The sequence below is a fragment of the Mesorhizobium sp. AR07 genome (genome assembly GCF_024746815.1).
GTDB lineage: Bacteria > Pseudomonadota > Alphaproteobacteria > Rhizobiales > Rhizobiaceae > Mesorhizobium.
The window spans coordinates 1,908,405-1,935,018 of record NZ_CP080525.1; the positions used below are offsets into that span (position 1 = coordinate 1,908,405).

26 protein-coding genes are annotated in these 26,614 nt (G+C 65.5%); 11 read left to right on the plus strand and 15 right to left on the minus strand.

The window, feature by feature from the left end:
• Positions 1-51: 51 nt before the first annotated feature.
• Both BPNPMPFG_RS09710 and BPNPMPFG_RS09715 read left to right on the plus strand, forming a co-directional pair.
• The gene (locus BPNPMPFG_RS09710; protein WP_258595006.1) at positions 52-1,659 is read left to right on the plus strand and encodes an ABC transporter substrate-binding protein; all 1,608 of its coding nucleotides are present in this window, start codon (positions 52-54) and stop codon (positions 1,657-1,659) included.
• Positions 1,660-1,848: 189 nt separating this feature from the next.
• Positions 1,849-2,949, plus strand: coding sequence for a serine hydrolase domain-containing protein (locus BPNPMPFG_RS09715; protein ID WP_258595007.1), 1,101 nt, complete (start codon positions 1,849-1,851; stop codon positions 2,947-2,949).
• 169 nt (positions 2,950-3,118) lie between these two features.
• On the opposite strand, the gene BPNPMPFG_RS09720 is transcribed toward BPNPMPFG_RS09715, so the two are convergent.
• Positions 3,119-3,673 (minus strand): cytochrome b, encoded by a 555-nt coding sequence (locus tag BPNPMPFG_RS09720; RefSeq protein ID WP_258595009.1) that lies wholly within the window; start codon positions 3,671-3,673, stop codon positions 3,119-3,121.
• Positions 3,674-3,904: 231 nt separating this feature from the next.
• On the opposite strand from BPNPMPFG_RS09720, the gene BPNPMPFG_RS09725 reads away from it, so the two are divergent.
• A complete protein-coding gene (locus BPNPMPFG_RS09725) occupies positions 3,905-4,591 on the plus strand; it encodes a YoaK family protein (protein ID WP_258595011.1) in 687 nt (228 codons plus the stop codon).
• Between the two features lies 1 nt (position 4,592).
• On the opposite strand, the gene BPNPMPFG_RS09730 is transcribed toward BPNPMPFG_RS09725, so the two are convergent.
• Entirely contained in the window at positions 4,593-5,318 is a 726-nt protein-coding gene (locus BPNPMPFG_RS09730; protein WP_258595012.1) for a 3-keto-5-aminohexanoate cleavage protein, read from the minus strand.
• Positions 5,319-5,519: 201 nt separating this feature from the next.
• Here BPNPMPFG_RS09730 and BPNPMPFG_RS09735 point away from each other — a divergent pair, with 201 nt between their 5' ends.
• Positions 5,520-5,705 (plus strand): hypothetical protein, encoded by a 186-nt coding sequence (locus BPNPMPFG_RS09735; protein WP_258595014.1) that lies wholly within the window; start codon positions 5,520-5,522, stop codon positions 5,703-5,705.
• Between the two features lie 54 nt (positions 5,706-5,759).
• Here BPNPMPFG_RS09735 and BPNPMPFG_RS09740 read toward each other — a convergent pair whose 3' ends face one another.
• Positions 5,760-7,865, minus strand: coding sequence for an EAL domain-containing protein (locus BPNPMPFG_RS09740; RefSeq protein WP_319945996.1), 2,106 nt, complete (start codon positions 7,863-7,865; stop codon positions 5,760-5,762).
• Between the two features lie 253 nt (positions 7,866-8,118).
• Between BPNPMPFG_RS09740 and BPNPMPFG_RS09745 the strand changes: the two genes are divergently transcribed.
• The 5 genes from BPNPMPFG_RS09745 (at position 8,119) to BPNPMPFG_RS09765 (ending at position 11,620) form a co-directional block, all read left to right on the plus strand.
• Entirely contained in the window at positions 8,119-8,568 is a 450-nt protein-coding gene (locus BPNPMPFG_RS09745; protein WP_258595016.1) for an ester cyclase, read from the plus strand.
• Between the two features lie 139 nt (positions 8,569-8,707).
• Complete coding sequence (ada, locus tag BPNPMPFG_RS09750; protein WP_258596692.1) at positions 8,708-9,847, plus strand: bifunctional DNA-binding transcriptional regulator/O6-methylguanine-DNA methyltransferase Ada; 1,140 nt, start codon at positions 8,708-8,710, stop codon at positions 9,845-9,847.
• Positions 9,848-9,872: 25 nt separating this feature from the next.
• The gene (locus BPNPMPFG_RS09755) at positions 9,873-10,097 is read left to right on the plus strand and encodes a hypothetical protein (RefSeq protein WP_258595017.1); all 225 of its coding nucleotides are present in this window, start codon (positions 9,873-9,875) and stop codon (positions 10,095-10,097) included.
• 228 nt (positions 10,098-10,325) lie between these two features.
• A complete protein-coding gene (locus tag BPNPMPFG_RS09760; RefSeq protein ID WP_258595018.1) occupies positions 10,326-10,880 on the plus strand; it encodes a methylated-DNA--[protein]-cysteine S-methyltransferase in 555 nt (184 codons plus the stop codon).
• Complete coding sequence (locus tag BPNPMPFG_RS09765; protein WP_258595019.1) at positions 10,877-11,620, plus strand: 2OG-Fe(II) oxygenase; 744 nt, start codon at positions 10,877-10,879, stop codon at positions 11,618-11,620. Before BPNPMPFG_RS09760 ends, BPNPMPFG_RS09765 begins: the two co-directional genes overlap by 4 nt.
• A gap of 389 nt (positions 11,621-12,009) precedes the next feature.
• On the opposite strand, the gene BPNPMPFG_RS09770 is transcribed toward BPNPMPFG_RS09765, so the two are convergent.
• The 5 genes from BPNPMPFG_RS09770 to BPNPMPFG_RS09790 all read right to left on the minus strand — a co-directional run bounded on the left by BPNPMPFG_RS09770 (position 12,010) and on the right by BPNPMPFG_RS09790 (position 16,116).
• Complete coding sequence (locus BPNPMPFG_RS09770; protein ID WP_258595020.1) at positions 12,010-12,897, minus strand: sigma factor; 888 nt, start codon at positions 12,895-12,897, stop codon at positions 12,010-12,012.
• A 38-nt stretch (positions 12,898-12,935) separates the two neighbouring features.
• On the minus strand, positions 12,936-13,466 hold the full coding sequence (locus BPNPMPFG_RS09775; protein ID WP_258595022.1) for a dihydrofolate reductase family protein: 531 nt from the start codon (positions 13,464-13,466) through the stop codon (positions 12,936-12,938).
• 2 nt (positions 13,467-13,468) lie between these two features.
• Entirely contained in the window at positions 13,469-14,413 is a 945-nt protein-coding gene (locus BPNPMPFG_RS09780; protein WP_258595024.1) for an alpha/beta hydrolase, read from the minus strand.
• 104 nt (positions 14,414-14,517) lie between these two features.
• Positions 14,518-15,399: an SDR family oxidoreductase gene (locus BPNPMPFG_RS09785; RefSeq protein WP_258595025.1), complete on the minus strand. Its 882-nt coding sequence runs from the start codon at positions 15,397-15,399 to the stop codon at positions 14,518-14,520.
• 129 nt (positions 15,400-15,528) lie between these two features.
• Complete coding sequence (locus BPNPMPFG_RS09790) at positions 15,529-16,116, minus strand: dihydrofolate reductase family protein (RefSeq protein ID WP_258595027.1); 588 nt, start codon at positions 16,114-16,116, stop codon at positions 15,529-15,531.
• 153 nt (positions 16,117-16,269) lie between these two features.
• Between BPNPMPFG_RS09790 and BPNPMPFG_RS09795 the strand changes: the two genes are divergently transcribed.
• Both BPNPMPFG_RS09795 and dinB read left to right on the plus strand, forming a co-directional pair.
• Positions 16,270-16,686 carry a winged helix-turn-helix transcriptional regulator gene (locus BPNPMPFG_RS09795; protein WP_258595029.1) on the plus strand — a complete coding sequence of 139 codons (417 nt, stop codon included), beginning with the start codon at positions 16,270-16,272 and terminating at the stop codon, positions 16,684-16,686.
• A 422-nt stretch (positions 16,687-17,108) separates the two neighbouring features.
• Positions 17,109-18,356, plus strand: a complete 1,248-nt coding sequence (dinB, locus tag BPNPMPFG_RS09800; RefSeq protein ID WP_258595030.1) for a DNA polymerase IV — start codon at positions 17,109-17,111, stop codon at positions 18,354-18,356.
• A gap of 18 nt (positions 18,357-18,374) precedes the next feature.
• On the opposite strand, the gene BPNPMPFG_RS09805 is transcribed toward dinB, so the two are convergent.
• From BPNPMPFG_RS09805 to BPNPMPFG_RS09835, 7 genes are all read right to left on the minus strand, one after another.
• Positions 18,375-19,403 (minus strand): cupin domain-containing protein, encoded by a 1,029-nt coding sequence (locus tag BPNPMPFG_RS09805; protein ID WP_258595031.1) that lies wholly within the window; start codon positions 19,401-19,403, stop codon positions 18,375-18,377.
• A gap of 147 nt (positions 19,404-19,550) precedes the next feature.
• Positions 19,551-21,152: an FGGY-family carbohydrate kinase gene (locus BPNPMPFG_RS09810; RefSeq protein WP_258595033.1), complete on the minus strand. Its 1,602-nt coding sequence runs from the start codon at positions 21,150-21,152 to the stop codon at positions 19,551-19,553.
• Positions 21,153-21,323: 171 nt separating this feature from the next.
• The gene (locus BPNPMPFG_RS09815; RefSeq protein ID WP_258595034.1) at positions 21,324-22,052 is read right to left on the minus strand and encodes an SDR family oxidoreductase; all 729 of its coding nucleotides are present in this window, start codon (positions 22,050-22,052) and stop codon (positions 21,324-21,326) included.
• Between the two features lie 22 nt (positions 22,053-22,074).
• The gene (locus tag BPNPMPFG_RS09820; protein WP_258595035.1) at positions 22,075-23,334 is read right to left on the minus strand and encodes a sugar ABC transporter permease; all 1,260 of its coding nucleotides are present in this window, start codon (positions 23,332-23,334) and stop codon (positions 22,075-22,077) included.
• Positions 23,331-24,152 carry an ATP-binding cassette domain-containing protein gene (locus BPNPMPFG_RS09825; protein ID WP_258595037.1) on the minus strand — a complete coding sequence of 274 codons (822 nt, stop codon included), beginning with the start codon at positions 24,150-24,152 and terminating at the stop codon, positions 23,331-23,333. Before BPNPMPFG_RS09825 ends, BPNPMPFG_RS09820 begins: the two co-directional genes overlap by 4 nt.
• Positions 24,153-24,248: 96 nt before the next feature.
• Entirely contained in the window at positions 24,249-25,319 is a 1,071-nt protein-coding gene (locus tag BPNPMPFG_RS09830) for an ABC transporter substrate-binding protein (RefSeq protein ID WP_258595039.1), read from the minus strand.
• Positions 25,320-25,570: 251 nt separating this feature from the next.
• Positions 25,571-26,455, minus strand: a complete 885-nt coding sequence (locus tag BPNPMPFG_RS09835) for an AraC family transcriptional regulator (protein ID WP_258595041.1) — start codon at positions 26,453-26,455, stop codon at positions 25,571-25,573.
• Between the last annotated feature and the right edge of the window lie 159 nt (positions 26,456-26,614).

A 26,614-nucleotide genomic window follows, 5' to 3' on the forward strand; every position in this document is an offset into this window, starting at 1 on the left:
CACCGGCCTGCCCTTCCCTCAACCCGTAAAGTGTCATCAGGAGCGTTTGCGATGAAATCCACCGTTCTGCGCGCAGTCCTTGTTTCCACGTCACTCCTGGCCTCATCCGTCCTTCTCGGCGGGCAAGCCCAGGCCAAAACCCTGGTCTACTGCTCGGAAGCCAATCCCGAGACCTTCAATCCGGCCATCGGCACCGCCGATTCCACCATGGACGCCGCCGCCAAGACGATCTTCAACCGGCTGGTCGAGTTCAAACCTGGCACGACCGAGGTCGGACCGGCGCTGGCCGAAAGCTGGGATGTCTCGCCCGACGGCAAGACCTACACGTTCCATCTCAGGCATGGCGTGAAATTCCAGTCGAACGACCATTTCACGCCATCGCGCGACTTCAACGCCGACGACGTGCTTTACACCTTCAACCGCCAGCGCGACGCCAGCAATCCCTACCACAAGCTCGGCGGTGGCGCTTACGAGTACTTCAATGCGCTGGGCATGGGTACGCTGATCGACAAGATAGACAAGGTCGACGACTACACCGTGCGCTTCACGCTGACGGCCGCCAACGTCACCTTCCTGCCCGGCATCGCGCTCGACTATCTCTCGATCCTGTCGCTGGAACAGACCGAGAAGATGGTCGCCGCCGGCACGCCGGAACTGATCGATAGCGAACCGGTCGGCACCGGCCCGTTCATCCTGCAGGCCTATGTGCCCGACAGCCAGATCCGCTACGCCGCCAACAAGGATTACTGGCGCGGCGCGCCGAAGATCGACACGCTGGTGTTTGCCGTCACGCCGGAGCCGACCACGCGCGTCCAGCGCCTCAAGGCCAATGAGTGCCAGGTCGCCGCCCCGCCGCCGCCGAGTGCCGTCGCCGACTTGCGCGCCGACCCCGACATATCAGTGCTCGACCTCAAGGGCCAGAACATCGGCATCCTCGGCTTCAACGTCGAGCACAAACCGCTCGGCGATGTGCGCGTGCGCATGGCTTTGGCCAAGGCCATCGACCGCAAGGCGATCGTCGACGCGGTCTATGCCGGCGCCGGCACCGTGGCCGGCAGCGTCGTGCCGCCGGCGCAGATCGGCGCCGTCACCGATGCCGGCATCGACTATGATCCCGATGGCGCGAAGAAGCTCTTGAAGGAGGCCGGCCACGAAAGCGGCCTGTCGATCAGCCTGTGGGCGATGCCGGTGTCGCGGCCCTACAATCCCAATGCCAAGCGCATGGCCGAGATGATCCAGGCCGACTGGGCGGCCGTCGGCGTCAAGGCAGAGATCGTCAGCTTCGAATGGGGTGAGTATCTGAAGCGCACCGCCGCCGGCGAACAGGACGCCTTCCTGCTTGGCGGCAGCAGCGACAATGGCGACCCCGACAACATGCTGAGCTATCTGCTCTCCTGCGACGGCGTGAAGGGTGGCTCCAACCGCTCGCGCTGGTGCGATCCGGCCTTCGAGAAGCTGCTGCAGGACGGCCGCGTCGCCGCCGATCCCAAGCAGCGCGCCGACATCTATGCCAAGGCGCAGGCGATCCTCAAGGTCGAGGTGCCGGTGGCGCCGATCGCCCATTCGGTGGTGGCGATCCCGATCCGCAAGAGCGTGCTCAACTACGTGCTCGACCCCTTCGGCCGGCAGAATTTTGCGGCGGTGGATTTGGCCGAGTAGGACTTGGCGCCTGTCCTTCTCCCCCTGTGGGAGAAGGTGGATCAGCGCGCAGCGCCGAGACGGATGACGGGTGCTGGACGGAATGAGACGTTGGTGTTCCCTGGAACACCCCTCATCCGACCGAGCTGCGCTCGGCCACCTTCTCCCACAGGGGGAGAAGGGAAGAACTGACAACAAAGCGAGATCACCATGCGCGAAAATTTGAACGCCCTCCTCAATACCTACCTTGCCGACGGCGCGGTGGGCGCCTCGCTGGCTTATTCGCTGAACGGCGCGGCACCAACCGCCATCACCGCTGGCCTCGCTGACCGGGAGCACAACATTGCCGTCCTGCCGGACCGGCAGTTCAAGATCGGCAGCTGCACCAAGACCTTCGTCGCAGCCGCCCTGGTCAAGCTCGCCGAAACCGGCAAGCTCGACCTTGGCGCGCCGATCGCCTCCTGGTTCCCCGATTTGCCGGGTGCCGCCGCCATTTCGGTGCGCCAGCTGATCAATCACCGCAGCGGCCTGCCCGAATTCGAATATTACATTCCGATGGATCCGGGCCGGCAGTGGACGCCGCGGCAGCTGGTCGACATTGCCTTCGCCTCGGACACCCAGAGGGCACCGGGCGGCCCTGCGGTCTACAACAACACTGGCTATGTGCTGGCCGGCATGGTCATCGAGGCGGTCTCCGGCCAGTCGCTGGGCGGTTATGTCAGAAGCGCGGTGCTGCAGCCGCTCGGCCTGAAAAACACCTGGTCGCCGGCGACCGAAGCCTTTCCGGAAAAGTCGATGGTGCGCGGCTACTACCACCGGCCGCCGCCGCCGGCGAATGCACCGACCGACATCGCCTCCGGCGGCGAGATGTGGCGCATGGACGGCGTGCTGCCCTATTCCGACGAATTGCAGGATTCCTCCGATTCCTTCCCGTTTGGCGCCGCCTATGGCTGCGGCGACATGGTGTCGACGCCGTCCGACATGGTGGGTTTCATGCGCGGCCTGTTCTCCGGCAGGCTGTTGTCGCCGCCCTTCTTCGCCGAGATGTTCGAACACCGCGTGCCGGCCAGCTTCCCGGGCACCCGCATGCGCGAGACCGGTGCCGGCATGTTCCAAAGTGCCTACGCCGGCCGCGCCTTCTACGGCCATCAGGGCAGCATCCCCGGCTACGTCGCCGTCATGCTGCACGACCCGAAGTCAAGCCTGACCATCGCCATGACCAGCAATGTCGGCTCCGGCAACCGGCTGTCCTTCCAGGCCAGCGGCCTGCACCCGGTCGTCGATCAGGCGATCGAGATCATTCTCGGGTAAGCATCAGGGCCGCGCCTGGCGCACCAAATCGGCGACGGATCAAGGTGTGTTGAGATTCAGGTCAGGCCGAGCCGAAAACGGTGGCTTTCGAGAACTGGAGCGGACTTTCGGGTCCGTGAGCACCGGAAGCGCAGGAAGCCGTCGTTTGCAGGCCGGCGTCACCTGAATATCAACGCACCTTGGGCAAGCCGGGCAGCATCTGGCTTAGCACGCGATCGCGAAGAAAGACGTGATGGAAGATGGCCGCCGCGGCGTGCAGGCCGGCGAGCCATAGGATGATATCGCCGAGCGTGCCATGGATGTCGGCCAGCGCGGCGCCGGCGTCCCATGGGCCGAAAAACGGACCGATGGCTCCGAAGCCATAGACCGTCACCGGGTGACCGCCGAACCATGCGCCGAGCATGGCCGACGCCGGGACCGCAAACAGCAGCGCATTGAGCGCCCAATGCGTTATCTTCGAGGCGACCTCCATCCAGGCCGGCATCGGCGGGGAGTCGGGAATGCGGTCGAACAGGCGCCAGACCAGACGGATGACCAGCAGCCAGAAAACAGCAAAACCGAGAGACTCGTGAAACAGTAGCGTCGAGGCGTTGGCCGCGGAATAGACGCGCGTGGGCGGACCGCCTGCCGAGACCAGGAAGGCGATGAGCACAAGCAGCGCCGTCAGCCAATGAAATGCCTGGGCGAGGCTTCCGTAGCGAGTTGTCGTACCGGACAGCGACATGCAAAAGCTCCGTTGGTCTCCGCAACATTGCCTGAACGTGGCCCTATATCGGTTGTTCCTCAAGTGAACATCTGCGTTTTGCCGTTTGTGTGACGGCGGGCCGCGCGACGGCAAGGGTACCGCTGGCGCGACGGCAAAGATGCCGCGCGGCGACGGCAAGGTGCCGCACAGAGGTGGAACGCCTCGCCGGGATATGAGACGGTATCCGCAAGCCACCACTGGAGATGCCGGATGAAACCCACATTGCCGCTGCTGTTGAGCCTCAATGGCGGCTATGTCGATACGGCCGGGTTCCTGGCGCTGCAGGGCCTGTTCACCGCGCATGTGACAGGAAATTTCGTCACCCTGGGCGCCTCGCTGGTGCTCGGCATTTCGGGCGTGCTGGCAAAACTTCTGGCGCTGCCGGTGTTCTGCATCGTCGTCATTCTGACCCGGCTGGCCGGCGAGCGCTTGCGCAGGCATGACCGGCCGGCGCTCGCCGTGTTGCTGGCGGACAAGCTGGCGCTGCTGACCGCCGGCGCCACGCTGGCGATCCGCTTTGGCCCCTTCGCCAGCGGCGACGGCGCGGCGGCGATCGTCACCGGCATGGTCCTGGTCGCCGCGATGGCGATCCAGAACGCGGTGCACCGCGTCCACCTCGCGGCGGCACCGCCCTCGACGCTGATGACCGGCACCACCACCCAGATCATGATCGACCTCGCCGATCTCATCGGCGGCGTGACGCCGGAGGCCCGCCCTGCCCTCATTGCCCGGCTGCGGCGCATGGCGGCGGCGGTCGCCGTGTTCGCCGCCGGCTGCGCCGCCGCGGCGCTCGGCTTTGCCTTCGCCAATGTCTGGTGCTTCGTCGTTCCGCCGGTGATTGCGCTCTTCGCCCTGCTGCTGCGGCTTTCGGAGCCTTACGAGGAAGCGAGACCGTAGATCAGCGGGCTGGCATCGGCCTAAAGATCGCCACCGCAGCCGCGGCGATCGCCGCATTGTCCTTCGCGATAGTCCCATCGGCGAGCGTCTTGCCGTCTTCCAGCCCGACCCGCGTCGACCAGCGCTGGCGATGCGCAAGCGCGACGAACGGCCAGACGGTGGCGTCGACGCCGTGCAGCAGGATCGGCCTCAGCACCTTGGCGCGCCCGAGCACGGCGGCGATGCCGTGCGCCTCGTCCAACGCCGCCGGCAGGTCCTGGATGTCGATCTCGATCAGGATGCGCAGCACGCGGTTGTGGTCGGCCAGCCCGACGAAGCGCTCCGCATCGGCTGTTGTGGCAAGCCCCGCCTCGATGCCGATGCCACGGCCGCGCAGCAGCTCCATCACGGCGGGCGCGTCGGCCTCCGACAGATTGACCGAGGCATAGTCGGGCAGTTCCCGCCACGCGGCGATCGCCGCACGGGTCCGCTCGACATCGTTCTCGATCCAGGCGCCGGTCGACACGCCGACCAGCGTGCCCGGACAGGCCTGGCGCACCGCCAGCACGGTGGCGTCGACGGCCACCAGACTTTCGCGCCCGTCCGCGCCGCGCGGGTGGATGTGCAGTTCGGCCGCACCGGCGTCGACGCAGGCCGCCGCGTCATCAGCCATCGCCTGTGCGTCGAGCGGCAGCTTTGGGTGGAAATCGCGCGGACGCGCGCCGTTGATGCAGGCCTGGACGATCATGCGGTCTCACCTCGGACAGGGAAGCCGCAGTCTAGCCGCACGGCCGCGAAACTGCCAATCTCCCCCTCGTGGGGGAATTTGGCAGTTCCACGGCCGCGCGGGCAAGGTTGGCGGCATTTGAATAAAAGCCGCCTGTGGATATTTACCCCACGTTCCGCCAGGCCCGGCAAGATACATTAGGGCGGGATCATGGAGGGACCATTGACCAGCGATTTTTCAGCCGCCCGTCTCCATCTCGAACGCGCCTATCACTATCTGCGTGGCAATGACGAGACCAGCCGCGAGGCATGTGAGGCCCTCGATCTGTTGATCGAAATGGTGGCGGAGGCCCAGCACAAGCGGCCGGTGACAGGCGTCATAGCCTTTCCGCGATCGGCGACGCGGTGACGATTTGACCGGGCTCGAACAGTCTTGCCCCAGGTGACTGGAGCAGCGAACCCGTCACGATGCCCTTCGCCTGCCCGGCGTCCCGGCGTCCGCCGTCGCCCGCGCGACGATCTGCTCCAGCGGCTCCGGCCGGTGCAGCAAAAACCCCTGGCCGAAGGCGACGCCCATATCGGCGAGCATGGCCAGCGTGTCCTGCCGTTCGATCTTCTCGCCGACCACGTCGCAGCCGAGGCTGCGGGCGATGCTGGTGATGGCCAGCACGATCTCGCGGTCGAAGCGGCTTTGCGTGATGTGCTCGATGAAGGAACCATCGATCTTGATCGTGTCGACGGGGAAGCGCCTGAGATATTCGAACGAACTCATGCCGGCGCCGAAATCGTCGAGGCTGACCCGGCAGCGCCGCTCGCGCGCCTTGCGCACGAACTGTTCGGCGGCGTCGAAATTGGTGACGGCCGCGGTTTCGGTGATTTCGAAACCGATGCCCGAATGCGGCGCCCCGGTCTCGTCGATGACGCTGTCGACGAACTCCCAAAGCTGAGGATCGCTCAGCGTCTGCGCCGACAGGTTGAAGCCGAGCGTCAGCGCGCCCGAGCGCAAGGCCGCGCCATGCCGCGACAGCGCGGTGCGGATGATCCAGCGGTCGAGCCTGGAAGCGATGCCGAACCGCTCGGCCACCGGAATGAACTCGCCGGGCGGCACCAGCCGGCCATTGCGCCCAGCGAGCCTGGCCAGCACTTCGACATGGCGGCTCTCTTGCCAAGGCTTGCCCAGCAGATGGATTTCCTGGCCGAACAGTTTTAGCCGTCCGTCTTCCATGGCATCGACGGTGTCGGCCGCGACGCGCGCCGCGTTGAGCCCGCCGGAACCGGATGTCGTCCTGGTGGAGAAGACGGCGAAGCGGTTGCGGCCGGCAGCCTTGGCCGCGTAGCAGGCATCGTCGGCGCAGGCGAGCGCATCGGCCACCGTCGTGCTGGCGTCATCGATGAAAGCAATGCCGATCGAGGCCGCCAGCTTGCGCGATGACGTGGCCGGGCCGAGATCGGCTTCGCGCACCGCGCCAAGCACGGCCGTGGCGATCCGCTCGGCCTGCGCGGCGTCGCAATGCGGCACCAGCAACGCGAATTCGTCGCCGCCCAGCCGCGCCGCATGCGCGGCCTGCGGCAGGCAGCCGCTGATGCCGGCGGCGACGCTCTTCAGTGCCAGGTCGCCGGCGGCGTGGCCGGCAAAATCGTTGAGCGCCTTGAAGTAGTCGAGGTCGACATAGAACACCGCCAACGGCGCCCCCGCCGCGATATGGTCTCTGAGCAGCCGGTCGAAGGCGGACCGGTTCCACAGGCCGGTCAGCGCGTCGTGGCGGGCCGCATAGGCAAGTTCCAGCTCGCGCAATTTTTCCTCGGTGATGTCGCGGACCGTGCCGAGGATCTGGCCGACAGCACCCGCGGCGGCGACGAAGCGCACCAGCGATTCGATATGGCGGATCTCGCCGTCTCGCCTGATGATGCGGTATTGATTGGCAATGACGCCGTCCGTTCCGATCGGCGCGCGGTGGGCGCGCTCGGTGGCTTCCTTGTCGTCGGGATGCAGATAGCTGTGCCAGAGGTCGGCCGGCACCACGTCGGTGTCAGAGACGAAGCCGAACATGTCCCTGGTGCGGCTGTCCCAATAGCTCTTGTTGGTGGCGATGTCGTAATGCCAGATGCCGGTGCCGCTGGCGGCGAGCGCCAGGCGGAAGCGCACATTGACCTGTTCGAGCTCGGCTTCGGCCGCCTTCTGCTTGGTGATGTCGGTCTGCACGCCCATCAGCCGCAGCGGCTTTCCGGACGCGTCGCGCTCGACGATGCCGCCGCGATCGAGCACCCACACCCAATGGCCCTGCTTGTGCTTCAGCCGGAGCTCGGTCTCGATGGCATCGGTCTGTCCGGCAATGTGGCGATCGCCGCTGGCCAACGCCCGCTCGCGATCATCGGGATGGGTCAGTTGCAGCCACAGGTCGCTGGTGTTGGCTAGTTCGCTTTCGTCATAGCCGAGCATCCGCGCCCAGGTCGCCGAATAGAAGCAGTCGCCGGTCGCAAGATCCCAGTCCCAGACGCCAAGATGGGCGCGTTCCAGGGCCTTCGCCCAGAACGTTCCATTGCGACTTTTCTTGTCCTGACGCGCCATCATCTGCTTCGCTCATCCCGCCACGCGGCAATCTGCAGCAAACCAGAGAAGAAACAGTTACCGCTGGAAGGCCGGCCATGGCGGCGATCCGGCGTTGCCGGCTGTGTGAGCGTTACCGGTCGTGAAATGTCCCCGTAGCCCTTCGATTGGCCGGCAAGAACCGGAGTTTTGCGCCCGCCGGATCGTCTTACTGCTTGCCCGGGGTCATCGGCGCGGATCGGTGACCTCTGGCAAACAACAAGAGGACCTCCCAATGACCAAACAGGAAGACAACAAGGCCGTCGTCATCAGATGGTTCACCGATTTCTGGGGTGAAACCTGCGATCTGTCGGTCGTCGACGAGATCGCCGCACCGGACATGCTGCTGAAATACTCGCTGCATGAGCCGCGCCGTGGCCGCGACGACATCAAGGCCTTCATGACCGACTTCCGTGCCGCCTTCCCTGACCTCAGCTTCTGGGCGACCGCCGACCTCATCGCCGAAGGCGACTACGTCGTCGGCCAGTGGGAGGGCGGCGGCACCCACACCGGCCCGGCATTCAGCGATTTCCTCGTCGGTTCGCTGCCGGCCGCCACCGGCCGCACCATGCGCTTCACCGGCACCACCGTGCTGAAGGTGGTCGACGGCCGGATCGTCGAGGAGATCGGCCTCGACGACGGCCTCGCCGCCCTCACCCAACTCGGCCTGATCAAGGCCGCCTGAGGAAACGCAGGCAATGAATGAATGAGGTCCGCATGGCCGTGATGCGGACCTCTTTCCGTTTGCCCGATCAGGCTGGACCCTCCTGACAGTTGGCAGGAAACGGGTGGCGAAGCTGGCTTCCGGCGGCTTCAATGCGGCCATGTTCATCACCCTGGCCAAAAATCTGAAATCCACGCCGCTGCAAGTCGCCGATGATCCGCGCTGGGCGCGTATCGTCGCGCGCGACAAATCGACCGACGGAGAATTCTGGTACTCGGTGGCGACGACCGGAGTCTATTGCCGGCCCTCCTGCCCGTCACGGCGCGCCAACCCCAAGAACGTGCAGTTGCACCACACACTGGGTCAGGCCAAGGCGACCGGCTTTCGCCCATGCCGGCGCTGCAACCCGGACGGCCCTTCGCTGGAGGCCGGCAACGCCGCGATGGTTGCCGATGCCTGCCGCAGGATCGAACGGAGCGAAGAAGAGCCGTCGCTCGGCGACCTGGCCGCCGCCGCCGGTCGCAGCCCCGGTTATTTTCATCGCGTCTTCAAGGCTGTCACCGGGCTGACGCCGAAGGATTATGCCGCCGCGCAGCGTGCCGCCAGGGTGCGCCAGGGCCTGGAAGACGGCAGCAGCGTGACAGCGGCGATCTACGATGCCGGCTTCAATTCGAGCGGGCGTTTTTACGAGAAATCCACCGGCATGCTGGGCATGACGCCGACGCGCTATCGCGCCGGCGGCGCGCATGAAGAGATCCGCTTTGCCGTCGGCGAATCCTCGCTCGGCACAATCCTGGTCGCATCGAGCCAGAAAGGCGTTGCCTCGATCCTGCTCGGCGGCGATCCGGACATGCTGGTGCGCGACCTGCAGGACCGTTTCCCCAGGGCACGGCTGATCGGCGGCGACCGCGACTATGAGGCGCTCGTCGCTCGCGTCGTCGGTTTCGTCGAAGCGCCGGCGCTCGGCCTCGACCTGCCGCTCGACGTGCGCGGCACCGCGTTCCAGCAGCGCGTCTGGCAGGCCTTGCGAGACATCCCGGTCGGCCAGACAGCCTCTTATGCCGAGATTGCAGAGCGCATCGGGGCGCCAAAGGCGACCCGCGCCATCGCCGCCGCCTGTGCGGCCAACACTCTTGCTGCCGCCATTCCCTGTCACCGAGTGATCCGCAAGGACGGCGCGCTGTCCGGCTACGCCTGGGGCGCGGAGCGCAAGCGCGCGCTGCTCGACCGGGAGGAGGCGTCTGGTGGACCGGGCGCGGTGAAGACAGCTGATAACGCGTACCGGTCTACGCGAGCCTGACGAGCACCGGGCGGCAATGCGCGCGATGGCAAGGTCTCCCACCACCGATGCGACCATCCAGGCCCGCAACGGCGGTGCAATTAGCGCCCGTGCCCAAGACGCGAAATCACTGGTGATGGCTGCTATTGGCGAGCTTGTCGGTGACGACAAGGCCGAGTGGAGCCGCACCGCGACCGGCGAGATCGAGTTGCGGCTGTTGACCGGCGAAGTGTTCTTGCTGGGCGAGCTTTCCGTCACGCGTGTCGCCTGACGAAATGTAACGGTTCGAAATCAGCGCTCTACGGCGCCCCCTCTGTCCTGCCGGACATCTCCCTCCTTGTGGGGGAGATGTCCGGCAGGACAGAGGGGGCGCCACAGAACTCGACGGCGGGTGTTGAGTTTTTCACAGGCTACGATCTTGAATTTGAAAGCAAGCATCGGAGTGAGAGGCGGCCTGCACGTAGCTAGGGTTCAGGCACAAACAAAGGAGTGGAAGGCAATGAACCTCATGCAAACCAATATGCCGGCGACTTTCCACAAACCCGCCGCCCTCGACACCATCGCCTATGCCATCGGCGAATCCGCGATCGGCAAGATCCTGGCGGCGCGCAGCGAGACCGGCGTCTGCGCCATCCTGATCGGCTCGCACGGCAGCGAACTGGAGCAGGACCTCGCCAACCGCTTCCCCGGCAAGGGGCTGGTCGAAGACGAGGCCGCCTTGCGCGACGATCTGGCGGCGATAGCACGCTTCATCGAAACGCCCAGCGTCGGTCTCGACCTGCCGCTCGACATGCGCCACGGCACGCCGTTCCAGCGGCGTGTGTGGGACGTGCTGCGCGCTATCCCCTGCGGCGCCACCATCACCTACACCGCACTTGCCCGGCGCCTCGGCCAGCCGAACGGCGCCCGCGCCGTGGCGACGGCCTGTGCCGCCAACGCGATCGCGCTCGGCATTCCCTGCCACCGCGTTGTCCGTGCCGACGGCACGCTGTCCGGATACCGCTGGGGCGTCGAGCGCAAGCGCGCGCTGCTCGACAAGGAGGCCGCGCTATGAACGCCCACGCCAAGGTTGCCACATCCGTGGTCGAGGCAGCGCAGACACGCGTTGCCGCTTACGACTGGCCGGCCGTTGCCGCCGAACTCGACGGCTTCGGCTGCGCGGTGATCGAAAAGCTGCTGTCGCCCGAGGAATGCCGGCAGGTTGCCGGCCTTTATCCGCAGGAACAGCATTTCCGCAGCCACATCCACATGGCCAGGCACGGCTTCGGCAAGGGCGAGTACCGCTATTTCCGCTATCCTTTGCCCGACCTGCTTGGCGGCCTGCGCAGCGCGCTCTATCCCAGGCTGGCCGAGGTCGCCAACCAGTGGAACGAGCGCATGGGGCAAGCCATGCGCTATCCCGCGACGCATGCCGCGTTTCTCGAACAGTGCCATGCCGCCGGCCAGACGCGGCCGACGCCGCTGCTGCTGCAATATGTGCCCGGCGACTTCAACTGCCTGCACCAGGACCTCTATGGCGACCTCGCCTTCCCGCTGCAGGTGGCGATCCTGCTCTCCGAACCGGGCAAGGATTTCACCGGCGGCGAGTTCGCACTGACCGAGCAACGGCCGCGCATGCAGAGCCGGGTCGAGGTGGTGCCGCTGCGCCAGGGCGACGCCGTCGCCTTTGCCGTCCACAACCGGCCGGTGCAGGGAACCAAGGGCAATTACCGCGTCAATTTGCGCCACGGTGTCAGCCGGCTGCGCTCAGGCATGCGCCACACGGTCGGCATTATCTTTCACGATGCCAAGTGAGCGTGGTGGGGAAGCAATCTGGCGGTCGAATGACCCCGCCCTTCGCAAGCTCAGGGCGTTCGACGCCCGAAAGCCAAGCAATTGGCTTTTCGTCCGCTAGCGCGGACCGCCTCTCACCCCACAGGGCAGGGCTATCGCATATGGGAAGCCGTTTTCGCCCTACGAGTACCCCCACCCCTAACCCCTCCCCACAAGGAGGAGGGAGACTCTCGTAGACGCTGACACCGGCAAAACTACCCAAGTTCGACGCTGAGTATGATGGACAAAGGCGCGCGGCAGCATTCCCTCCCCCTTGTGGGGAGGGTTAGGGTGGGGGTACTCATAGAGCGAAAGCCTCAGCTTCCCATATGCGAGCCCTGCCCCACCGGGGGAGAAGGCAAGGCGCTGCTTCATCCAGCGTCGGCGGACGCCATATCCAGGATCCACGGGCAGGCATAATAGTCGGTGATATGGTCGATGACGCCGTCGGCGGCGTGGATCCGCACCAGATACGCCGGCCGCCACACCTCGCCATATAGCCTGTCGAGGACCAGCACAATTTCTCCGCCGATCGCGCCCCGCCGCATGCGCCAGGGCAGCTCGCTGCGCTCATACTCGACGAAATAGGGCGAGCCCGACAGCAGGCCGTTGTAGCAGTCCGAGACCCGCAACCGCGCATCGGCGCTGGCCAGCGCCCGCACGCCGTCCCAGTCCCTGATATTGAAGAGCTCGACATAGCGATCGAGCAGCCGCGCCAGTTCGGGATCGTGTGCCGGTACCGCGACCGGCTGCGCCGGCAAGGTAGCGAGCTTGGCGCGGCCGCGGTTGAGCGCCGATTTGACACCGCCTGTGGTCGAGCCGACTAGATCGGCGATTTCGTCCAGCGAATGGTCGAAGACATCCTTGAGCAGCACGCAGGCGCGCTCCTTCGGCGGCAGATACACGACCAGCCGCTCGATGGCATGGCCCGCGCCGGGACCGGCGGGCTCGACGGGCAGCACGAGGTCGTCGCCGGCATAGCCGGCCTCGGCCCGCTGTAGCGCCTGACGGTTGCGGATGAAGTCGATGCAGCGATTGTGGGCGATGCGGAACAGCCAGGGCCGTAGCGCCTGCGCATCGTCGAGCCGTTCGATCTTGCGATAGGCCTCGAACAGCGCCTCCTGCATGATGTCCTCGCCATCGAGGGCCGAACCGGTCATGCGCGCGCAGTACCGGTGCAGCTTGACGCGCAGATGCGAAACCGTCTCCAGGAACGCTGCGTAGCGCAGGTCGAACAGACCTTCGGGGCGCGGCTGCATCCCCTGCGCTGTCTCACGAGATTTACGGACCTGCTGGTTCATCGCGGCACATAGGTCAGGGTCACCACGCCATTGTCGAAACGATGCGTGCCGACGAGATCGAGGTTGATGGAATCGACATCATCGAAGGCGCGCTTGCCGTGCCCGACCCGTATCGGCACGATCGACAGATGATACTCGTCGACCAGCCCTGCGGAAAGCAGCATGCGGTCGAGCCGCGACACCCCGTATTTCAGGATATCGCCGCCCGGCTGCCGCTTGATCGCGGCGAGTGCTTCAGCGACGTCACCGTCGAGCACGGTTGCATTCCACCCCGCCGCCTTCAGCGTCGTCGAGGCGACCAGTTTCTTCATGCCGTTGATGCGGTCCATATACGGACCCTTGATGTCGGGCCAGCGCGCTGAGAACATCTCGTAGGTGACGCGGCCGAGCAGAAAGAAGTCGACGCCGGACAATGCCTGCAAGGCGTGCGCCTGGTTCTGCTCGTCGAAGAAGGGCGACGCCCACGCCATCGGCGCTTCGATGACACCATCGAGCGATACGAAGCTCGACACGATCAGCCGGCGCATCGTCAGGCCGCCTTGTCGCTGCTGTTGATGTCCGGCAGCCCAAGCCTCGGCCGCACCCAGGCGGCGAAGCGGCCGATCGCGTCGTCGGCTTCCGGCGCCCGGCCGGCCATCATCTGGAAGGAATGCAGCATGCCGTCAAAGACGTCGAGCCGCGTCTCGACGCCGGCCAGCCTGGCGCGATCGGCGAACATGCGGCTTTCGTCCACCAGCGTCTCGTCCGCGCCGGCTTGCAGAAAGACAGGCGGAAGACCGCTGAGGTCGGCATAGAGTGCACTGACCTCCGGATCGAGCCGGTCGCCATCGCCGATGAAGTTCGTCACCAGCCAGTCGACGCCGGCCTTGGCGAAAGCCGGATCCTTGTCGCGGTTGGTTTCGTAGCTGGCGCCGGTCAGCGCCATGTCGAACCAGCCGGAGATGATCAATGTAGCAACCGGCAGCGGCCGCCCTTCGGCACGCAACCGCTGCAGCACGCCATAGGTGAGCACCGCGCCACAGGAATCGCCGGCAAGCGCGATGTGCCTGGTGTCGACGCCTTGCCCGGTGCGGTCGGTGAGCCAGGTCCAGGCTGTCATCGCCGCATCGCGTTGGGCCGGATGCTTGGCCTGGTGCGCCAGCGGATAATCGTAGAGCAGTGCCCGACAGCCAACCGCCTTGGCCAGATGGCCGACCAGCTTGCGGTGCGTGTACATCGAGCCGCCTATGAAGCCGCCGCCATGCGCGTAAAACAGCACCCGCTGCTCGTCGGCGCCCTTCGGCACGATCCACATCGCCGGCACGCCGCCAGCATCGACCTCGATATAGTCGACGCCGCCCGGTTCGCCGGTCAGCGCCGTCCAGTGCGTGTCGTTGAAGTCGATGATCGCTTGCGGGCTGGTCAGCTTGCCCGCATTGGCCGCGATCGCCGCGTAGTGGTTCCTGTTTGCCTCGCTCTGTATGCTCGCCATCATGGTCTCCCGGGGTTGCGGATCGCGGGCCGCGCGACCTTCAAAGCCTAGGACGAACGGGAGGGCAGAAAGGATACGTCGCAGCGGATGCTTTTTTGCGGGCGCGGCTAATTCCCGCCGCCAAACATCGCGGCATGACGCCGGGCGAATTCGACGAACGGCGTTGCGCGCACGCCAAACATCTCATGCGTCGCCAGATGCACCCGCGATTTCGGCCGCCGCAGCCGCTCGGCCAGTTGCTCGTCCAGCGCATCGGCGAAGTCGGCTGAAATGCCGTTGGCCAGCAGACTGCGCCGCCGCACGTCAGGGCTGACATCGACATAGCGGACCGGCCTGCCAATCGCTTGCGATATCCGCGCCGCGACATCGCTCATGGTCAGCGCCTCGGGCCCGGTCATGTCGAGGCTCTCGCCTTCATGGCCGCCATCGCGCAGCAGCCGGAAGGCCACCTTGGCGATGTCCTCGACATCGACCGGCGACAATTCGGTGTCGCCGAGCGCAAGGTAAAAAGCGCCCTCGGTGGCGATGATCGACACGTCGCGCAGATAGACCTGCATGAACTGGCTGGGGCGCAGATGCGTCCACGCCATGCCTGCCCCTTCCAGATAGCGCTCGATCTCCTCATGCATGCGCGTGAAGCGGAATTTCGTCGCGTCATAGCCGATGTTGGATTCCGCGCCGGAAAACTTCACCATATGGGCAATACCAGCCTGTTTGCAGGCATCGATGAAGCAGCACTGCGTTTCCGTCATGTCCTCGGCGGCGGTCGATATCATCAGCACGCGGTCGATGCCGTCAAGCGCGGCGCCCAGCGTTTCAGGCCGGCGCATATCGCCCTCGACCAGTTGTACGCCGATAAGCTCGTCGAGGCCCGCCGCCGATGCCCGTGCCGGATTTCGCACCAGCGCCCTCACCTCATGCTTCTGCCGTGCGAACTCGCGCACGATCGCCTTGCCGTTCAGGCCGGTGGCGCCTGTCACCAGGATCATGGTCTTGTCTCTCCGTTCAGGGTTGCCACGGCCGCCCTGGCGACCGCACCTTGAAGACGAAGAGACGCGGGCAAAGGATTCCGCCCAAACAACTTTTTTGTCGGCGAGATGCCTTTGCCATGCCACCGGTCAGCCAGCCGGCGCGTAGCGATTGACCACCATGCCGCAGGCATAGGCCTTCGAGCCAAGCAGGCGCAGGGTCTTGAAGCCGCCCTGATCAAAAATCCGGCGCCCAGCGCCCAGCACTGCCGGGTTGACGAACAGCTGGAATTCGTCGACCAGCCCGGCCGCGATCAGCGCCGACGCAAATCCTGCCCCGCCGAAGACGGCCATGTCGCCGCCATCGCCCGCCTTCAGCGCCTTGACCTCGCGCGGCAGGTCGCCGCTGGCGACGCTCGTGCGCTCCCATCGCGAGGCTTTGAGCCTGTCGCTCAGCACCACCTTCTGCGCATCGACGATGCGCTGCGCGAAGGCATAGAACGGATCGCTCGGAAATTTCTTCGCCGCATTGCCCCAATGGGTGAGATACCCCTCCTCGGCCATCTTGCGGCTGAGTAGTATGGTGTCGATGCCGGCGAAGACGGCGTTGAAATCCCGCTTCAGCCCGTCGTCCCAGGCGCTGTCGTCGCCCCATTCCCAGAGCTGCCAGGGACGGTCCTCATTGGCGCCGACAAAGCCGTCGACCGACATCTGCATCTGCAGGATCAGCTTTTTCATCGTCATTCTCCTCGGTTTGTCAGGGCTCGAGGGTGCGGGCGAAGTCCAGTACCCAGCGATCCCTCTACGACCACAACGGTTTACATTTGGAATCATTGACGCGGAGCAAAAATGGTGTCAATAGTAAATTGATTTAAAAATAGAACCATAGAAATGTCGACGCGCGAAAAATCCGGTTGCCCGATCAACCTGTCGCTCGAACTGCTCGGCGACCGCTGGACGCTGCTCATCATCCGCGACCTTATCTTCGCCGGGAAAAAGCATTTTCGGGAATTCCTGCGGTCCGACGAAGGCATCTCCTCGCGCACGCTGGCCGAGCGCCTGCAGACGCTGCAGGACGAAGGAATCCTCACCCGCGGCGACGACCCGACGCATGGGCTGAAGACGGTCTACCGGCTGACCGAGGCCGGCATCGACCTGCTGCCCGTGCTGGCGACCCTCGGCGCCTGGGGCAGCAAGCACCGCAAGGCCAACGATCAACTGGCGCGGATCGCCAACGAGCTGGCGGCCGGTGGCGACGCCGCGCTGGATCGCATGAAGGTGGCGTTGCGGGCGGAGCATATTGTCTAGGCGAATGCATTTGAGCAGAATTCGGTCGAAACCAGAACCGCTCTTCTGCCCAGAACCGCTCTCTTCTGCGAAGCCGGCGCCGCCCTCATTGCCCTGCCGGGCATTTCTCCCCCGTAGAACGGGGAGAAAGAGGCTGGCCGCACGCCGGCGCCCTCTTTGCACCGCTGACAAATAGCGAAAGCGGCTATGGCAGCACCCCCTCTCCCCGTCTCTATACGGGGAGTTGAGGAGTGGTCCGCGCAGCGGACGAAAAGCCAATTGCTTGGCTTTTCGAATGACGAACGCCGGCAGGCAGGTGAGGGCAGCGCCAACGCTCGAAACTAAGCGACGCAAACTCAGCATTCCAAAACTCACGCCATCTTGACAACCATCTGCTTTTGTTCTCTATCTGTTCTCATCTATCAGCAACTGCGGATGTGGGGATGGAAACGACAGCCACCATCCTGCATGCCGATCTCGATGCCTTCTATGCCTCGGTCGAGCAGTTGCTCGATCCGTCGCTGCGCGGCAAGCCGATCGCTGTCGGCGGCGGCGTCGTGCTGGCCGCTTCCTATGAGGCGCGCGCCTTCGGCGTGCGTGGCGGCATGCCGGGACGCAAGGCGCGCGAGCTCTGCCCGCAGTTGATCTTTGTCGGTGGCAATTTCAGCGACTACCAGCGGCTGGGCGACGCAGCGATAAAGGTACTCGACGATTTCACGCCCGTGGTCGAGCGCATTTCCATCGACGAGGCCTTTGCCGATGTCGCCGGCTGCACGCATCTGTTTGGATCCCCGCAAGAAATCGCCACGACCATCCGCCACCGCGTGCGGGCCGAACTCGGCCTGCCGATCTCGATCGGCGTGGCGCGCACCAAGCATCTGGCCAAGATCGCTTCGCAGGTGGCCAAGCCCGACGGGCTGGTGGTGGTCGACCCCGGCACCGAGCTTGCCTTCCTGCATGACCTGCCCGTCGGGCTGATGTGGGGCGTCGGCCCGGCGACCAAAGCGCGGCTGGCCGAGATCGGCATCGAGACCATCGGCCAGCTGGCCAGGACGCATAGCGGCGCGCTGACGCGGCTGCTCGGTCCCGCCGCCGGCGAAAAGCTGTCGGCGCTGTCCTGGAACCGCGACCTGCGCAGACTGGAGACGAAACGTCGGGCGCACTCTGCCGGCGCGCAGTCGGCGCTTGGGCAGAAACCCGCCGTGGCGCGGGTCATCGTACCCACTCTGCTGCATCTGGCCGACCGCGTCGCCAGCCGGCTGCGCGCCAAGGCTCGGCCCGGGCGCACGGTGACGGTGCGCGTGCGCTTTGCCGACCTCAGCACTGTTTCGCGCTCGATCACGCTCGACCAGCCGATCTCGGCGACAACGATCCTGGCCGAGATCGCCGGCGATCTGGTGCGCGGCGTGCTTGCCGACCACCGCCAAGAGAAAACAATCTCGCTGCTGGCGATCTCGGTCTCGCATCTCGAGGAAAGTGCCGAGTTGCAGCTCGAACTGCCGCTCGGCCTCGCCGACGAGAAACGCCGTCCCGGCACCCGCAAAGGTCTGGCCCGCTTCGGCGCCGACCGCGCCATCGACAAGATCCGCGAGCGTTTCGGCAAGCAGGCGGTCGGCTACGGCACGGTGGCGCTGGAGGCGGCGCGCTCGGTTCCCGACGAATTCAGGGAGTTGGCGGAGAAGGAATTGTGAGCGGGGAACGGCGAAGCATCATTCCGTCGCCTCGCCATCCCAGTACTGCCTCACCGCAGCCATGTCGAAAATGCCGTCGCGCCGGCGCAAGGCGTCGACCGCGACCTTGTTCGAGTCGGGATAGACGCACACCTCATTGGGGTTGTGCTCGCCAATCATCAGGTAGCGGCACGGTCCGGTACCGCTGTTGAGGAAGGAATGGCCAACCGGCCGGCCGGCGGGAAAGCAGACATAGTCGCCGGCCTTCATCTTGTAGTGCTCCTCGCCAAGCAGCAGTGTCACCTGCCCTTCCAGGATCAGCGCATGCTCCTCCTCCAGCATGTGGTAGTGCCTGGGCGCCAGGCGCATGCCGGGGGCAGGCGCCTCGATCAGCATGCCGACATGATAATCGGGCCGCCCCAAGGCGGCATAGGTCAGATGCCTGGACCGGCCGCCGAAGCGCGGGCCTTCGCCTTCGACCTTCCATTCGACGGTGTCGCTGGCGATCGGCGGGATCGGTGCGGCCGCGGCCTTCGTGACACCGGCCGTCACATCCGACGGCAACGGATCGCCGGTGGCCAGGCCGGTGTTCTCGCCGTCCCAGTAGGTTCGGGTTGCCGCGAGATCGAAGAGCGCGCGACTGCCCAGGGCGCGCACCAGCACCTTGTTGGAGGCGGTGTAGACGACCACGTCATTTTGGTTGCGCTCGCCGACGATGACATAGCGGCATGGCGCGGCGCTGGTGTTGACGAGGCAATGCCCCGCCGCGGCACCCGCCGGAAAGCAGATATAGTCTCCAGCCTTCATCTCATAGGCGGCGTCGCCGACATAAGCGGTCAGCATCCCTTCTAGGATGAAGACATGCTCCTCCTCGAAAATATGGTAGTGCGCCGGCGAGGTCTGCTTGCCCGCCGGCAACTCCTCGATCGCCACGCCGACATGATAAGTCTCGCCAAGGGCGGCAAGCGACAAATGCCGGTAGCGCACGCCGAACCGCGGCACATCGGACCATTCGGTCCACGGCACCTCATCCGATGCGAACGGCACTGGCGCTTTGTCGTCTGCCATCGGAGCCTCCTGGTCTGTCGCGCTGCCCTCATCGCACAGCCATGCTGCAAGAGGGTCTACGACAGAACCAAGCTGCCAGCTTCCGGCATCGTCGCCAAGTGGCGCTCCGCTAGGCTCCTGACACAGCCAGACAGGAGCCGCTTGCGATCACTCCCTGATCGCCTTGCCGGCCTTTTGCAGCAGCTCGAACGCCGCGAAGCGCTTGGCGTGCCAGCCGGCCAGCGAAGCATCGGGATGGTAGACCTCGCCGAGTTCCGACATGCCGGCCATGGCCGCCGTGACATCTTGGTAAGCCCCGGCAGCGACAGCGCCCAGCATCGCCGAGCCGAGCAGCACCGGCTCCGGCGAGGTCGACGCCACCACCACCATGCCCGTCGTGTCGGCAAGCAGCTGGCGCACCAGCGGGCTTTGCCCGGCGCCGCCGCTGACCACGATGGTGTCGACGGGAATGCCCTTGTCATGCTGCGCCCGCACGATCTGGCGCGCGCCGTAACCCAGCCCGCAGACGCCCGCGACATAGAGCCCGATCAGGCTGTCGAGGGCGGTGTCGAGATCGAGCCCGGCAATCAGCGCGCGCGAATCGGGGTCGGCGAAGGGCGCGCGGTTGCCGAGGAATTCCGGCACGACATGGATGCCGCTAACCAGCGCCGGCGCGGCCGCCGCCCCTTTGCGGCTTTGCGCCTGCAGCGCCAGCCAGGCGCTGAGGCCGAGGCCCTCGACCTGAGCCTTGGCCGTCGCCTCGCCGGCCGCCGGGTGCATGCGCACGAGATGGTCGATCGCGGCACCCGCCGCCGATTGGCCGCCCTCGTTCAGCCACAGGCCCGGCACCATGGCCGAGAAATACGGCCCCCAGACGCCGTCGACGAAGGCCGGCTCGGCCGTCGACGACAAGGTGCAGGCCGAGGTGCCGAAGACATAGGCCATGCGCGACAGAACGCTGCCGAAATCGCCGCGCGCGCCGACCGTGCCGACGCCGCCGGCATGCGCGTCGATCAGCCCGGCCGCCACCGCGGTGCCGGGACGCAGGCCAAAGTCCGCCGCCGCTTGCGCGGTCAGGCCGCCGCCGAGTGCGGCGCCGGCCGGCACGATCTCGGTGCCGATGCGCGCGAACGCCTCGTCGGCCAGCGAACCCAGGCCGATCTTGCGGAAATAGGCCTCATCCCAGCGGCTCTCATGCGCCAGATAGGTCCATTTGCAGGTCACCGTGCAGACCGAGCGGGCAAGGCTGCCGGTCGCCCGCCAGGTCAGGAAATCGGCGAGGTCCAGGAACTGCCAGGCGGTGTTGAAGGTGGCGGGCATGTTTTCCGCCAGCCACAGAAGTTTCGGCGTCTCCATCTCCGGCGAGATGACGCCGCCGACATAGGTCAGCACCGCCTCCCCGCTGCGGTTGACGCGGCGCGTCTGCTCGGCGGCGCGGTGATCCATCCAGACGATGATGTTGCGTTCGGCATTTCCCGATTTGCTTGCCGGCAAGGGCACGCCGCCCTCGCCCAGCACCACCAGCGAACAGGTGGCGTCGAAGCCGATGCCGGCGATCGCCTCGGGCACTATGCCGGCATCGGCGACAGCGGCGCGGGTGGCGGTGCACACCGCCCGCCAGATGTCGTTGCTCGACTGCTCGACAATGTCGCCGGGCTCGCGCCAGACCTCGATGTCCTGCTTGGCCGAAGCAAGCAGGTTTCCCGTGTGGTCAAACACCCCGGCACGCGCGCTACTGGTGCCGACGTCGATGCCGAGATAGTGGGGCATGGGATCTCTCATAGGGAATAGGCAGTAGGGCAGTAGGGCAGTAGGGCAGTAGGGCAGTAAAGATTAGCGAGACGGGGTAGGAAGCAGAAAGCGTTTTCTAACGGAGGTCGGACAGCAAGGCTGTGTCTACATCTTCCCCTACTGCCCTACTGCCCTACTGCCCTATTCCCCTCACAAATCATTGCTCTGCGGCAAAATCACCAGGTCCCGGATCGTGACGTTGCGCGGGCGGGTCAGCATGAACATCACCGCTTCGGCCACTTCGCGCGGCTGCATCAGGCCGCCGGCGGCGAGCTCTTCCTCGAGCTTCGCCTTCGGCCAGTCGTCGACCAGCGCCGTCACCACCGGGCCGGGCGCCACCGCGCCGACGCGCAGGCCGTGCTTGGCGACCTGCCGGCGCACCGTGTGGACGAAGGCCTGCACGGCGTGCTTGGAGGCGGTGTAGATCGGCTCCCAGACCACCGGAACCAGCCCGGCGATCGAACTGGTGACGATGATGTCGCCGATCTTGCGCTCGACCATGTGCGGCAGCACCGCGTGTATCGAGCGGAACACGGCATTGATGTTGAGGTTCAGCATGCGATCCCAGGCGTCGGGATCGCCTGCCAGCACCTCGCCGCCGACATAGGCGCCGGCATTGGCATGGAAGATGTCGAGTTGGCCAGCCTTCTCCAGGATCCGCGGCATCATGGTGGCGACGCTTGCCGGCTGCATCAGGTCGATCACCAGCGGGATCGCCTTGGGGCCAAATTCCGCGCACAGGCTGTTCAGCGTCACCTCGGCGCGGTCGACCAGCACCACGCTGGCGCCCGCCGCCAGCATGTATCTGGCACATTCGAGGCCGATGCCCGATGCGGCACCGGTGATTGCCGCAACTTTTCCAGACAGTTCCTGACTCATGTTCTTCTTCCTGTTGATGGATTCAGGCCCGGCCATGGGAAACACGCGAGCGGCGAGCCAGCGAGTCGACGATGACTGCGATGGCAAGCACGGCGCCTGTGATCATGTACCGAAGCGACGAGGACAGATCGAGCAGCGTCAAGCCGCTGGCGATAGACTGGATGACGATGATGCCGAGCAGCGCCGAATAGGCACTGCCGCGGCCGCCGAACAGGCTGGTGCCGCCGATGACGGCCGCCGCGATGGCGTTGAGGTTGACGTCGCCGGTGCCGGCCTGCTGGCTGGCCGAGGCAAGGCGGGCCGCCGACAGCACGCCGCCGAAAGCGGCCAGCATCGAGCACAGCACGAAGGCGCTGGAATAGATCAGCCGCACATTGATGCCGGCGCGCCTTGCCGCCTCGCGGTTGCCGCCGACCGCCGACATCGAGCGGCCCCACTTCGTCCGCGTCAGAGCATAATGCATGGCGATGACCATGCCGACGAACAGGCCGAACATCCACGGAATGCCACGCGCCTGGTTGAGATAGAAGACGATGAGTTCGAGAATGACGGTGATCACCACCGCCCGCGTGATCAGGCCACCGGTCGACGGCGCCGACAGATTGGCGGCGCGGCGCCGTGCAACGGTGCGCAGGCCGGTGACCAGCATGACGATGCCGGGCACGGCCGCCAGAGCGAACGACACAAATTTCGGCATCACCAGCAGCTGGCCGAAATTCACCAGGTTCGAGCCGTAAGGCAGGTTGATCGAGCCGGTCGAGCCGAGGATGTAGAGCTGCAGGCCAAGCACCGCCAGCAGGCCGGCCAGCGTCGAGACGAAACTCGGCATGCCGAGCCGGTTGAACAGCAGCGCATAGAGCGCGCCGATGAAGCCGCCGACGGCGATCGCGGCGAGGATGGCGAGCGCCACCGGCCAGCCCTGGTTGACCCACAGCGTGCCGACCAGGGCCGAGGCAAAGCCGCTGATCGAGCCGACCGACAGGTCGATCTCGCCGACCATCAGCACGCAGACGATGCCAAGCGCGATGACGCCGACCGTGGAGGAATCGAACAGCAGATTGACCAGATTGCTGCTCGACAGGAAGATCGGATTGATGCTGGCAAACACCGTCCAGATGATGACCAGCCCGACGATGACCGGCAGCGAGCCGAGATCGCCCGAACGCACCCGGTCGAAGAACGCGCGGATGCTGCCGCCAAGCCCGGCCTCGTGCTTGACGCGCACATCGGCGCGGTCGAGCTGCGGCGGCACGGGGACTGCGTGTTCCACTTCGCGGCTCATGGGCGTGGCTCCTGCGTTTGATCCTGCCTGGCTTGGCGGCGCTCGGCGCGCCGCGACACCGAATTGTTCGAGGCGCCGGTGATGGCGCTGACCAGCTCCTGGTTCGAGGCTTCGGGGGTGAAAATGCCGTTGTTGCGGCCAAGCCGCAGCACGACGATACGGTCGGCCACCGCCCGCACATCCTCCATGTTGTGGCTGATGATGACGACGCCGAGGCCGCGGTCGCGTACCCGCTCGATCAAATTGAGCACTTCGGCGGTCTGCGCCACGCCTAGGGCCGCCGTCGGTTCGTCGAGCAGGATGAGCTTGGGTTCGAGCAGCAGCGAGCGGGCGATCGCCACCGTCTGGCGCTGGCCGCCCGATAGCGACGCGACCACTTCGCGCACACTGGGGATGCGCGCCGACAGCTCGTTGAGCAGCGTCCAGGCGCGCACTTCCATCGCCACCTCGTCCAGCCGCAGCGGGTGGAGCTCGCGGCCGAGGAAGATGTTGGCGACGATGTCGAGGTTCTCGCACAGCGCCAGATCCTGGAACACGGTGGCGATGCCGAGCGTCAGCGCCGCACTCGGGTCGGCAAGCGCGACCTGCTTGCCGCGAAAGCTGATGGTGCCCGAGCTTGGCTGGTGCACCCCGGCCAGGATCTTGACCAGCGTCGACTTGCCGGCGCCATTGTCGCCGACCAGCGCCACCACCTCGCCGGCATGGACATCGAGATCGATGTCGGTGAGCGCCGAGACGGCGCCGAAATTCTTCGAAACGCCGCGCAGGCGGAGCACCAGCTCGCCTGTCGGAACCGGTCCGTCCGGGATATCGATCATGCCTGGAACACCTTTCATAAGAACCGGTTCAAAAGCGGTGAGCGCTGCCTGGCCACCGCGCAGGCGACCAGGCAGCGGAGCGGGCAAAGGTCGCGGTCAGTTCCCGATGCCCAGTTTCTTGCAGCCTTCCGCGTAGCGATCGACGCAGAGTTCGGCTGCGGTGTTGATCTTCTTGTCGATGATCTCGGCCTTCAGGTTTTCCTGCGTCACCACGGCCGGCGTGAACAGCTGCGATGGCGTGTCGTAGAGCGTCATCTCGGCCTTCGGCGTCTCCCCCGACAGCAGCTTCACGGCGATGTTGGCGGCGGCTGCCGCCACGATCTCGCTCGGCTTGGAGATGGTGTTGTACTGGTCGCCGGCGATGATCAGCTGCAAGGCTGCGATCGTCGCGTCATTGCCGGTCACCGGCGGCACCGGATCGACGCCGGCCGCCTTGAAGGCGGCGATGGCGCCACCACCGGTACCGTCATTGGCGGCAACGACGCCGAGGATTTTCGGGCCGAAGCGGGTGATCTGGCCGCCGGCCCATTGCTGCGCCTTCGGCGGCGCCCATTCCGGCGTGTCGTATTCGGCCAGGATCTGGTAGCCGCTGTTGTCGAGCCCTTCATGGATGCCCTTCTTGATCAGGCCGGCCGCCGCGTCGGTCGGCGAGCCGTTGATCTGCAAAACGCCGCCAGTGGCCGGATCGACCTTCAGCGCCTTCAGATGCGCGACCAGCGAGTCGGCGATCGCCTTGCCGATGCCTTCATTGTTGAACGAGACATAGAAATCGGCCGGCGCGGTCGGGATCGGCCGGTCATAGGCGATGACCTTGATGCCCTGGCTCTGCGCCAGCTTGACCAGCGAGGCGGCGGCGGTCGAGTCCACGGGATCGAGCACGATCGCCTTGGCGCCCTGCGAGATCACCGAGTTGAACTGCTGCTGCTGGCGCGAGGCATCGGCATCGGCGTTCTGGTAAAGCACCTTGCAGCCTGGGCACAGCTTCTTCATCTCGGCGGCGAAGCCGGGAAAATCATGCTGTTCGTAGCGGGTCGAGGCCTGGTCGGGCATCAGGAAGGCGACAGTGGCGTCGGTGACCTCGGCGGCCCTGGCGATCGCGGCGGTGCCGGCCAGCAGCGACAGCGCAAGCGCTGCCATGCCGGCGGATTTGATTGAAAATTTGGTCATTCGGTCTTCTCCGTTTCTGGATCTGGTTGTAAGAAGGTCGTTGACTGCTTTTGTCTGACGACGCGCCTCCGCCCTCGCCCCAACTGCAATTGGGAACCAGGGCCCGGCGCCGGCCTTTCAAGCCGCGCCGACATCCTCCGCTGAGGGAGGATTTTCGAGACAAGCGCTCTCCATCGCGGACCGCGTCATGCGGCCCACCTTGTCATGCGAAAAACTGTGGTTCCTCCCTTGGTTCCTCCCTGGCTCCTCCATTAAGCGGCTTTTCCCGCGTTGATGTTGTCGGCCAGCAGGCGCCTGAAACGCGAGGGCGGCATGCCCTTCTCCGCCAGGAACTGCCGGTTGAAATTGGACAGATTGTTGAAGCCGACCTCGTAGCAGATGTCGGTGATCGAGGCCTGCTCGTCGCTCATCAGGATCTGGCAGGCGAGGTTGATGCGCAGCCGCTTGACATATTGTACCAGCGACATGCCGGTGTGGCGGCGAAACGAGCGCGAGAAGGCGCCGGTCGACTGGCCGGCGATGGCTGCCAGGTCGGCTTCGTCGAACAGCTGCGTCAGGTTTTCCCTTATATAGGCGAGCGCCTTGTTCATGCCGGCGGTCATGTAGCCCGAGGGATCGGGCCGGTAGCTGGCGCTGGCCAAAAGCTGGAACTCCTGCGCACGGCTGAGCAGGCCTGATATCATCATGAACAGCTCGATGCGGCGCACCCCTTGCGCCTGCATCATCTCTTCCATCAGCGGCGCCAGCTCCTTGCTGGTGCGGCTGGAAAACAGCACGCCGCGCCGCGATGCCTCGAGCAGAGGCGCGAGCCCGGCCAGCTCCGGCAGCACATGCATGGCGTCGCCGATGAAGCTTTCGGAAAACTGGATGATGCGGCCGCGCAGCGGGATGGACGTGTCCCTCGGGATATCGCTCACCCAATTGTGCGGCAGGTTGGGCCCGGTCAGCACCAGATTGCCCGGCTCGAACTCGCCGATGAAGTCGCCGACGAAATAGCGGCCATTGGTGAAGATCACCTGGTGCAGTTCATATTCGGGATGGAAATGCCAGCGCACCGTGTGGAAGGGGTAGCCATGCGACCACGCCTTGAAGGACTCACCACGTCGTATCTGGACAACTTCCAGGTCCGGTTCCATGTCCGTTTCCTCCCGGGCCGGCACGGATCGTTGCCGCGTTCGGCCCACATTCCCTAAACCGGCCGAATTGGTTTCGGCTCTGCATTTCGGGACCACGCTACCGGCTCATGACTTGAGGCGCCACCACGATTCAGGGCAACGGATGATACTTTTTTGACC